This is a genomic window from Streptomyces sp. NPDC048196 (genome assembly GCF_040652715.1).
Lineage (GTDB): Bacteria > Actinomycetota > Actinomycetes > Streptomycetales > Streptomycetaceae > Streptomyces > Streptomyces siderophoricus.
In genome coordinates, this window is the sequence record NZ_JBEZMM010000069.1 from 22,542 (window position 1) to 32,107 (window position 9,566).

At 71.8% G+C, this 9,566-nt stretch carries 6 protein-coding genes; 5 read left to right on the forward strand and 1 reads right to left on the reverse strand.

Annotation, left to right across the window (positions count from 1 at the left end; all coding sequences use genetic code 11):
- Nucleotides 1–153 precede the first annotated feature (153 nt).
- From AB0E02_RS35795 to AB0E02_RS35805, 3 genes are all read left to right on the forward strand, one after another.
- A complete protein-coding gene (locus AB0E02_RS35795; protein ID WP_362147772.1) occupies nucleotides 154–1,641 on the forward strand; it encodes an amino acid permease in 1,488 nt (495 codons plus the stop codon).
- Between the two features lie 223 nt (nucleotides 1,642–1,864).
- Nucleotides 1,865–3,304: an amino acid permease gene (locus AB0E02_RS35800; protein ID WP_362147775.1), complete on the forward strand. Its 1,440-nt coding sequence runs from the start codon at nucleotides 1,865–1,867 to the stop codon at nucleotides 3,302–3,304.
- Nucleotides 3,305–3,514: 210 nt separating this feature from the next.
- A complete protein-coding gene (locus tag AB0E02_RS35805) occupies nucleotides 3,515–4,156 on the forward strand; it encodes a superoxide dismutase (RefSeq protein WP_030813043.1) in 642 nt (213 codons plus the stop codon).
- A gap of 122 nt (nucleotides 4,157–4,278) precedes the next feature.
- On the opposite strand, the gene AB0E02_RS35810 is transcribed toward AB0E02_RS35805, so the two are convergent.
- Complete coding sequence (locus tag AB0E02_RS35810) at nucleotides 4,279–4,923, reverse strand: DsbA family protein (protein WP_362147779.1); 645 nt, start codon at nucleotides 4,921–4,923, stop codon at nucleotides 4,279–4,281.
- A 124-nt stretch (nucleotides 4,924–5,047) separates the two neighbouring features.
- Between AB0E02_RS35810 and pepN the strand changes: the two genes are divergently transcribed.
- Nucleotides 5,048–7,651, forward strand: a complete 2,604-nt coding sequence (pepN, locus tag AB0E02_RS35815; RefSeq protein ID WP_362147782.1) for an aminopeptidase N — start codon at nucleotides 5,048–5,050, stop codon at nucleotides 7,649–7,651.
- Between the two features lie 124 nt (nucleotides 7,652–7,775).
- On the forward strand, nucleotides 7,776–8,795 hold the full coding sequence (locus AB0E02_RS35820) for a hypothetical protein (RefSeq protein ID WP_362147784.1): 1,020 nt from the start codon (nucleotides 7,776–7,778) through the stop codon (nucleotides 8,793–8,795).
- The last annotated feature ends 771 nt before the right edge of the window (nucleotides 8,796–9,566 follow it).

Genomic DNA, 9,566 nt, shown 5'->3' on the forward strand with positions numbered 1-9,566 from the left:
ACGGATCGGGCGGCTTCCGGTGGCCGGTTTTGTGGTAGCGCGCGGGGTGCGGCGACACTGGTGCCGCCCCGCGGTGACCTGTGGAGTTCCCCCAAACCCGCCGGCGGCCCGGAGCGTGTGCCCGGCCGCCCTCGCCCTGAGAGTTACGCACCCATGCACGAGACACCGACCACCGCCGGGCCGACCGCCTCCGGCGCGGGCACCGGCCGGCAGGAGCCCCTGACCGCCGGACTCAAGCAGCGCCATCTGACGATGCTGGGGCTGGGCGGGGTGATCGGCGCGGGCCTGTTCGTGGGGTCCGGTGCGGGGATCGCGGTGGCCGGGCCGGGGATCGTGCTGTCGTACCTGATCGCGGGCGCGCTGGCGATGCTGATCATGCGGATGCTCGGTGAGATGTCGGCCGCGATGCCGGCGTCGGGGGCGTTCTCGGTGCACGCGGAGCGGGCGCTGGGGCGCTGGGCCGGCTTCAGCGTGGGCTGGCTGTACTGGTTCCTGCTGGTGGTGGTGCTCGCCGTGGAGGCGACCGGTGCGGCGCAGATCGCGCACGGCTGGCTGCCGGCGGTGCCGCAGTGGGGCTGGGTGCTGCTCTTCATGATCGTCTTCACCGGGGCCAACCTCGCCGCGGTGAAGAACTTCGGCGAGTTCGAGTTCTGGTTCGCGGCCCTGAAGGTCTTCGCGATCGTGCTGTTCCTGGTCCTGAGCCTGCTGGCGGTCTTCGGGGTGCTGCCCGGTACCGCGCCGGTGGGCACGGCGAACCTCACCGGGCAGGGCGGGTTCCTGCCGCACGGCTGGGCCGGGGTGGTCTCCGGGGTGCTGGCCGTGGTGTTCGCCTTCGGCGGGCTGGAGGTCGTCACCATCGCCGCGGCCGAGTCGGACGACCCGGCGCGGGCGGTGGGCCGGGCGGTGCGCAGCGCGGTGTGGCGGATCCTGTTCTTCTACGTGGGCTCGATGCTGGTGATCGTGGCGCTGCTGCCGTGGTCGTCGATGCGGCCGGGCCAGAGCCCGTACGTGGCGGTGCTGGACCACATCGGGGTGCCGGGCGCCGGGCAGATCATGAACGTGGTGGTGTTCGTGGCGCTGCTGTCGGCGCTGAACGCCAACCTCTACGGCTCGTCGCGGATGGTGTTCTCGCTGGCCGAGCGGGGCGAGGCGCCGCGCGGGCTGCTGGCGGTGTCGGGCGGAGGGGTGCCGCGCCGGGCCGTGCTCGCGTCGGTGGCGTTCGGGTTCGTCTCGGTGCTGCTGAATCTGAAGTGGCCGGATTCGGTCTTCCTGTACATGCTCAACGCGGTCGGTGCGGTGCTGCTGTTCGTGTGGGGGCTGATCGCCGTCTCCCAGCTGCGGCTGCGCCGGCGGCTGGAGCGCGAGGCACCGCAGAAGCTGGCCCTGCGGATGTGGGCGTTCCCGTACCTGACGTGGGTGGCGCTGCTGGCCATGGCCGGGGTCGTGGTGCTGATGCTGACCGATGACACGGCCCGGCCGCAGCTGCTGTGGTCGGCCGGGGCGACCGCGGCGGTGCTGCTGGTGGCCGGCGGGCGGGAGCTGCGGGACCGGCGCCGGCGGAACCGTGAAGCCGCCGGTCCGGTTTCACCGGGCGTCGCAATCGACGCCGATTCAGGCACGCACGGTGACGATGGCGTCTGAATACCGAACATTCGCTGCACGACTGTTGCCCTGAGCGGACACCGGCACCCAAACTGAGCCAGCTTTGCCGAGGACCCCGGAGTTGAGCCGTCGGCGGCCCCTGCGCGACCGCCTGCCCCGGCAGGGGCCCGCCCGGGGTCCGGCAGCCCGTCGCGCCGGTCGCGGCACCGGGAGAACGCAGTAACGCTCTTGCTCCGCTCTCACCTACTGGGACAGGTACGACATGAATCGGACACCCTCGTCCGCCGCACCCGCGCGCGAGCAGACCGACCTGGCGGCGGGCGCCGACGGCGGCCCCTCGCTGTCCAACGGCCTCAAGCAGCGCCACCTCTCGATGATCGCCCTGGGCGGCGTCATCGGCGCCGGCCTCTTCGTCGGCTCCCGCGAGGGCATCGCGGCGGCCGGCCCCTCGATCGTGCTGGCCTACGCCGTCTCCGGCGCCCTGGTCATGCTGGTCATGCGGATGCTCGGCGAGATGGCCGCCGCCAACCCGGCCTCCGGCTCCTTCTCCGTGCACGCCGAGCGGTCGATCGGCTCCTGGGCCGGCTTCACGGTGGGCTGGATGTTCACCGCGCTGCTCTGCGTGGCGGTGGCCGCCGAGGCGCTGGGCGCGGCGGACGTGATGCACCAGTGGTTCCCGTCCACCGAACCGTGGATGTGGGTCCTGCTGTTCATGGTGATCTTCACCGGGACGAACCTGGCCGCGGTCTCCAACTTCGGTGAGTTCGAGTTCTGGTTCGCCGCCCTGAAGGTCGCCGCGATCGGCATCTTCCTGGTCCTGGGCGTGCTGGCGATCCTCGGCGTGCTGCCCGGCACCCAGGCGCCCGGCGCCTCCCACCTCACCGGTGACGGCGGCTTCCTGCCCAAGGGTGTGGACGGCCTGATGGTCGGTCTGCTGGCGTCGGTGTTCGCGTACGGCGGTCTGGAGACGGTGACCATCGCGGCGGCCGAGTCCAAGGACCCGGTGCGCGGGGTGGCCAGCGCGGTGCGCACCGCGATGTGGCGGATCGCCCTGTTCTACGTCGGCTCGATGGCCATCATCGTCACCGTCATCCCGTGGAGCGCCCCGTCGATCGCCAAGTCCGGCCCGTACGTGGCGGTCCTGGACTACCTGAAGATCCCGGCGGCCGGCCAGATCATGAACGTGGTCATCCTGGTGGCGCTGCTGTCCGCGGTGAACGCCAACATCTACGGCTCCTCGCGGATGGCGTACTCGCTGATCTCCCGCGGGCAGGGCCCGGCCGTGCTGGGCAAGGTCAGCAGCGGGGTGCCGCGCCGTGCGGTGCTGCTGTGCTCGGCGTTCGGCTTCCTCGCGGTGCTGTTCAGCTTCCTGTGGCCGACCACGGTCTTCCAGTGGCTGCTGAACATGGTCGGCGCCGCCGTCCTGGTGGTGTGGGGCTTCATCGCCGTCGCCCAGCTGCGGATGCGCCGGCGGCTGGAGCGCGAGGCGCCGGAGAAGCTCGTGGTGAAGATGTGGGCCTTCCCGGTGCTGACGTGGGTGGCGCTGGCGGGCATCGTCGCGGTGCTGCTGCTGATGCTGCGGGACGACAACCAGCGCATCCAGCTGCTGTTCACCGGCGGCTTCGGGGTCGTGCTGACCCTGGTCGGGCTGCTGCGGCAGCAGTCGCTCGGCAGCAGGCGGAGCGAGCCGGCCGACTTCTAGCCGGCGGCGGCCGGCCCGAGGGCCGCGCACCGGCGCCCATCCCGGCATCCCGTGAGGCGGGGCGGGACCTCCATCCGAGGTCCCGCCCCGCCTTACGTCTTTGGGACCAGGTCGGTGCCCGTGCCCGGCCGAAGATCGCTCCTGCTGGTAGCGTGCTCTTGCACATCGATTGCAACTACTGCATTGACGCAGCTTGGAGGCGGGATCGGCATGGCCACCTACACACTTCCTGAACTTCCGTACGACTACGCGGCGCTGGCACCGGTCATCAGCCCCGAGATCATCGAGCTGCACCACGACAAGCACCACGCGGCCTACGTCAAGGGCGCGAACGACACCCTGGAACAGCTCGCCGAGGCCCGCGACAAGGACCAGTGGGGCAGCATCAACGGCCTGGAGAAGAACCTCGCGTTCCACCTCTCCGGCCACATCCTGCACAGCATCTACTGGCACAACATGACCGGTGACGGCGGCGGTGAGCCGCTGGAGAAGGACGGTGTGGGCGAGCTGGCCGACGCGATCGCCGAGTCCTTCGGCTCGTTCGCCAAGTTCAAGACGCAGCTGTCGAAGGCCGCGGCGACCACCCAGGGCTCCGGCTGGGGCGTGCTGGCCTACGAGCCGGTCACCGGCCGGCTGATCGTCGAGCAGGTCTACGACCACCAGGGCAACGTCGGCCAGGGCTCGGTGCCGATCCTGGTCTTCGACGCCTGGGAGCACGCGTTCTACCTGCAGTACAAGAACCAGAAGGTGGACTTCATCGAGGCCATGTGGCGGGTCGTGAACTGGCAGGACGTGGCCAAGCGGTACGCGTCGGCCAAGGAGCGCGCCCACAACCTGCTGCTGGCGCCGTAACGGCTTTCCCGGCTCCTGCCTCGTGATCGTCTTCTCACCCTTCACCTGGCAGGCGGAAGAACGGAGCGCCCCCGCACGTCCGATACGTGCGGGGGCGCTCCCATGGGTGCGGGCGGCCGCGCTCAGTCGAAGATGGGGCCCTGGGTGCGGGTCCGCTTGATCTCGTAGAAGCCGGGGATGGACGCCACCATCAGCGTGCCGTCCCAGAGCTTCGCGGCGTCCTCGCCCTTGGGGGCGGGGGTGACGACCGGGCCGAAGAAGGCGATCTGGTCGCCGTCGGAGCCGGGTACCGCGATGACCGGGGTACCGACCTCCTGGCCGACCAGGTCGATGCCCGCCTTGTGGGAGGCGCGCAGCTCCTTGTCATAGGTGTCCTTGTCGGCGTACTCGATCAGCTCGGCGGGCAGGCCCGCGTCGTCGAGGGCGGCGGCGATGCTCTCGGGCGTCACCCCGAGGCCCTCGTTGTGGAAGCGGGTGCCGAGCGCGGTGTAGAGCCGGCCGACGGCCTCGTCGCCGTGCAGCTGCTGCGCGGCGATCACCACGCGGACCGGGCCCCACGCCTTGCCGCCGGGGCGCATGTTCTCGGCGTACTCCTCGGGCAGCGTGTCGAGCTTGTCCTCGTTGAGGACCGCCAGGCTCATCACGTGCCAGCGCACCTCCACCGGACGGACCTTCTCCACCTCCAGCATCCAGCGGGAGGTCATCCAGGCCCAGGGGCACAGCGGGTCGAACCAGAAGTCTGCCGGGGTCTTCGGGGTCTCGGACACGTCGTCGTCTCCTCATGAGAGCGGTGGGTATCTGTGGTGTTCTGCCGCGGACGGTTCAACCGCGGGTGGGCGTGCCATGATTCCCCGTGTTCGATATTCGAGACGAGGACGAGGGAGTCACGTCGTGCCAGGTGAGAATCTGTCCCGGGACGAGGCACGTCAGCGGGGCCGGCTGCTGAGCGTCGACGCCTACGACGTGGCGCTGGACGTCCGCTCAGCGGTCGCCGAGGGGGACGCCGCGGCCACGTTCCCATCGCGCACGACGATCCGCTTCCGCTGCGCCGAGCCGGGCGCCGCCACCTTCGCCGACCTGCTGGCGCCGGAGGTCACCTCGGTCACCCTCAACGGCCGGGAGCTGGACCCCGCCGAGGTCTTCGACGGCACCCGGATCGCCCTGGACGGTCTGGCCGCCGAGAACACCCTCGTCGTCGACGCGCAGTGCGCCTACAGCCGGACCGGCGAGGGCCTGCACCGCTTCGTGGACCCCGAGGACGGCGAGGTCTACCTCTACACCCAGTACGAACCGGCCGACGCCCGCCGGGTCTTCGCCAATTTCGAACAGCCGGACCTGAAGGCGCCGTTCACCTTCGAGGTGACCGCACCCGAGGGATGGGTGGTCCTGAGCAACGGCGCGCAGGAGGGCGAGGCCGAGGGCGGGACGCACCGGTTCGCCACGACCCAGCCGATCTCCACGTACATCACGGCCGTGGTCGCCGGGCCGTACCACTACGTCTCCGACACCTACCACCGCACGTTCGGCGACGGTACCGAGCTGACGGTCCCGCTGGGCGCGCTCTGCCGCAAGGGCCTGGCCAAGCACTTCGACGCGGACGACGTCTTCACCGTCACCAAGCAGGGCCTGGACTTCTTCCACGACCACTTCGACTACCCGTACCCCTTCGGGAAGTACGACACCGCGTTCGTGCCCGAGTACAACCTCGGCGCGATGGAGAACCCGGGCTGCGTCACCTTCCGCGAGGAGTTCATCTTCCGCGGCAAGGTCACCGAGGCCTCCTACGAGCGGCGCGCCAACGTCATCCTCCACGAGATGGCGCACATGTGGTTCGGCGACCTGGTGACCATGCAGTGGTGGGACGACCTGTGGCTCAAGGAGTCCTACGCGGACTTCATGGGCGCCTTCGCGCTGGTGGAGGCCACCCGGTTCGCGAACGGCTGGATCACCTTCGCCAACCGCCGCAAGGCCTGGGCGTACCGCGCCGACCAGCTGCCGTCCACCCACCCGGTCACCGCCGACATCCGTGACCTGGAGGACGCCAAGCTCAACTTCGACGGCATCACGTACGCCAAGGGCGCCGCGGTGCTCAAGCAGCTGGTGGCGTACGTGGGGCAGGAGGCGTTCCTGGAGGGCGCCCGGCGCTACTTCAAGCGCCACGCGTACGGCAACACCCGGCTCGCGGACCTGCTGACCGTACTGGAGGAGACCTCGGGCCGCGACATGGCGGCCTGGTCGCGGGCCTGGCTGGAGACCGCGGGCGTCAACTCCCTCACGCCGGAGGTCACTTACGGCGCCGAGGGGCGGATCGCGGAGCTGGCCGTCCGCCAGGAGGCGGCGCCCGAGCAGCCCGAACTGCGGCCGCACCGGGTCGCGGTGGGCCTCTACCGCCGGCAGGACGCCTCGTCCGGCAGCGGCCACCCGGCGCTGGTGCGGTACGCCCGGGCCGAGGTGGACGTCGCCGGGCCGCGGACGGCCGTACCGGAACTGGCCGGCGCCGAGCGGCCCGAGCTGATCCTGGTCAACGACGACGACCTGACGTACTGCAAGGTCCGCTTCGACGCGGACTCGCTGGCGACGCTGCGGGGCCGGCTGGGCGGGCTGACCGACCCGATGGCGCGGGCGCTGTGCTGGGCCGCGCTGTGGGGGCTGACCCGCGACGGGCTGCTGCCGGCCCGGGACTACCTCGGCCTGGTGCGGCGGTTCGCCGGCCGGGAGACCGACATCGGCGTACTGCAGTCGCTGCACGGGCAGGCCCAGGCGGCGCTGGAGCAGTACACCGCGCCGGACCACAAGGAGGCCGCCGGGCGCGAGCTGGCCGAGGGCGCACTGGTGGAGCTGCGGCGGGCCGAGCCGGGCGGCGGCCACCAGCTGTCCTGGGTGCGGCACTTCGCCGCGGTGGCCGCCGCGCCCGCGGACCTCGCGCTGCTCCAGGGGCTGCTCGACGGCACCGAGACCCTCGACGGGCTGGAGGTGGACCAGGAGCTGCGCTGGGCGCTCCTGGCGCCGCTGGCCGCGCACGGGGTGGCGGACGAGGCGGTGATCGACGCGGAGCTGGCGCGCGACGACACCGCGTCGGGCAAGCGCCACCAGGTCCGGTGCCTGGCGGCCCGGCCGTCGGCGGAGGTCAAGGAGCAGGCGTGGGCGGACGTGGTGGAGTCCGACGCGCTGTCCAACGCCCTGGTGGAGGCGACCATCGCCGGCTTCGCACAGCCGGACCAGCGGGAGCTGCTGGCGCCGTTCGCCGCGCGCTACTTCGCCGCGATCGAGCGGGTGTGGCGCGAGCGGTCCATCGAGATCGCGATGGACGTGGTGCGCGGGCTGTTCCCGGCCTGGCTGGTGGACCACGCCACCCTGGAGGCGGCGGACGACTGGCTGGACGGGCATCCGCAGGCCGCGCCCGCGCTGCGCCGGATCGTGCTGGAGGAGCGGGACGATCTGGCCCGGGCGCTGCGCGCACAGGCTTGTGACGAGGCGGCCGGGGCGAGGCCGTAACCTCCCGGCCGACCAGCCCTTTTCGGCAGTCGAACGCCCGTACTTTAGCCCAGGATTGTCCGGTTCCTGGCACGGGCGTGTAACAGCGGTTAGGGGGTGGAGCGGGCGCGGGAATCGCCACGGCATGAACCACGACACCCCGCTCTCCCCCCTTCCCCTCCGTCACCTCGCCGATGTCCGCTGCAAGGTACTGACCACCCGTCAGCTCCGGCAGCACGGTGTGACGGCGGCCGAGACCACCGAGCGCTGCCGCCCCGGCGGCTGCTGGCAACAGGTGCTCCCCGGTATCTACCTGCTCCATCCCGGGCCGCCCACCAGCGAGGAACGGCTGCACGCGGTGCTGCTGTACGCCAGCCACCGGGGGCCGACGGTGCCCCGGCAGGGCTCGGCCGACGCCCCCGCCGAGGCGATGATCACCGGCCGGGCGGCGCTCGCCCTGCACGGCTTCGCGGAGACGCCGCCGCTGCTCGCCCTGGACCGCATCGAGGTGCTGGTCGCCCGCACCCGGCGGCTGCGCTCGACCGGCTTCGCGCAGATCGTCCGGTCCGCGGAGCTGCCGGTGCCGCAGCAGGTCACCGGCATGCCGACCGCACCGGTCGCGCGTGCGCTGGCCGACGCGGTCGCCGGCCTCACCGACGCCTCGGCGGTGCGCCGGCTGCTGACCGAGGCGGTGCGCGGCGGGCACTGCGAGGCTCCGGTGGTGGTGCGCGAACTGAGCCGGGCCCGGCTGCTGACCCGGCCGCACGTGGTGGACGCGGTCGACACCCTGCTCGCCGAGGGCCGGGCACTGGCCGAGCAGCGGCTGTACGCGATGGTGCACGACCACGACCTGCCGGACCCGCTGTGGAACGTCGACCTGCGACTGCCGGGCGGACCGCACCTGGGCGGGGTGGACGCCTTCTGGCCCGAGCACGGGGTGGCCCTGGAGATCGACACCCGCGCGCCGCGCCCCGAGGAGGACCCGCTGCACTCGGCCTTCGACCACAAGCGCGAACACCTGGAGCGCCTCGGCATCACGGTCGTCCGCTGCCTCCCCCGCACCCTCCGCGAGGCCCCCGCCCAGCAGGCCGCCGTCGTCCGCACGGCCCTCATGGCCGCCCCCGACCGCGAACCGGTCGCGTACGTGGTGGCACTGCCGCGCTGAGGGACGGTCCGGCTCTACGGGTCATACGGCTCGGACAGCTCGGACGGCTCGTGCGCTCGTACCGCTCGTGTGCTCGGACGGCTCGTGTGCTCGGACGGCTCGGACGCTCGGACGGCTCGTGCGCTCATACGGCCGAACTCGTGGGCCGGCTGCGCTTCCGGTGCGTCCCCGGGAGAGGTAATGCTTGGGGCTCGTCCCCGGGCCAGGTAGATCCTTGGGGACACGTCCCCGGGCCAGGTGCGTCACCCGGCCGGGTACGGCGCCGGCAGGTGCGGCCCCGGCAGGTAGGGCGCCAGCAGGTGCGGCCCCGGCAGGTATGGCCCCGGCAGGTGCGGCCCCGGCCGCGGAATGCCCGTACCGGCTTGCCTCGTTACGTCCCCGGCCGTGGAATGCCCGTCCCGCCCCGCCTCGTTACGTCCCCCATCGCGGAATGCCCGTCCCGCCCTGCCTCGTCACGTCCCCGGCCGTGGAATGCCGTCCCGCCCCGCCTCGTTACGTCGCCCATCGCGGAACGGCCGGCCCGCCCGACCTCGTTACGCCCCCCATCGCGGAACGCCCGCCCTGCCCGCCCCGCCCTGCCTCGTTTACGTCCCCAGCCCCGGAATAACCGCCCCACCCCGCCTCGTTGTGGGCCCGTAGGGGGTGCTCGCGACCCCTACGGGATCCGTTCGACCAACCCCTAGGTGTATTGATCACGAGCGTTGTTAACGGTCGCTGGGTCTTGATCATGGCGAAGACCTCCGGTGTGGTGGAGGTGTCTAGGCTCCACAC

Coding starts and splice junctions, on each gene's coding strand:
- AB0E02_RS35795 (WP_362147772.1), top strand. CDS start 154: ATGCACGAGACACCGACCACCGCCGGGCCGACCGCCTCCGGCGCGGGC.
- AB0E02_RS35800 (WP_362147775.1), top strand. CDS start 1,865: ATGAATCGGACACCCTCGTCCGCCGCACCCGCGCGCGAGCAGACCGAC.
- AB0E02_RS35805 (WP_030813043.1), top strand. CDS start 3,515: ATGGCCACCTACACACTTCCTGAACTTCCGTACGACTACGCGGCGCTG.
- AB0E02_RS35820 (WP_362147784.1), top strand. CDS start 7,776: ATGAACCACGACACCCCGCTCTCCCCCCTTCCCCTCCGTCACCTCGCC.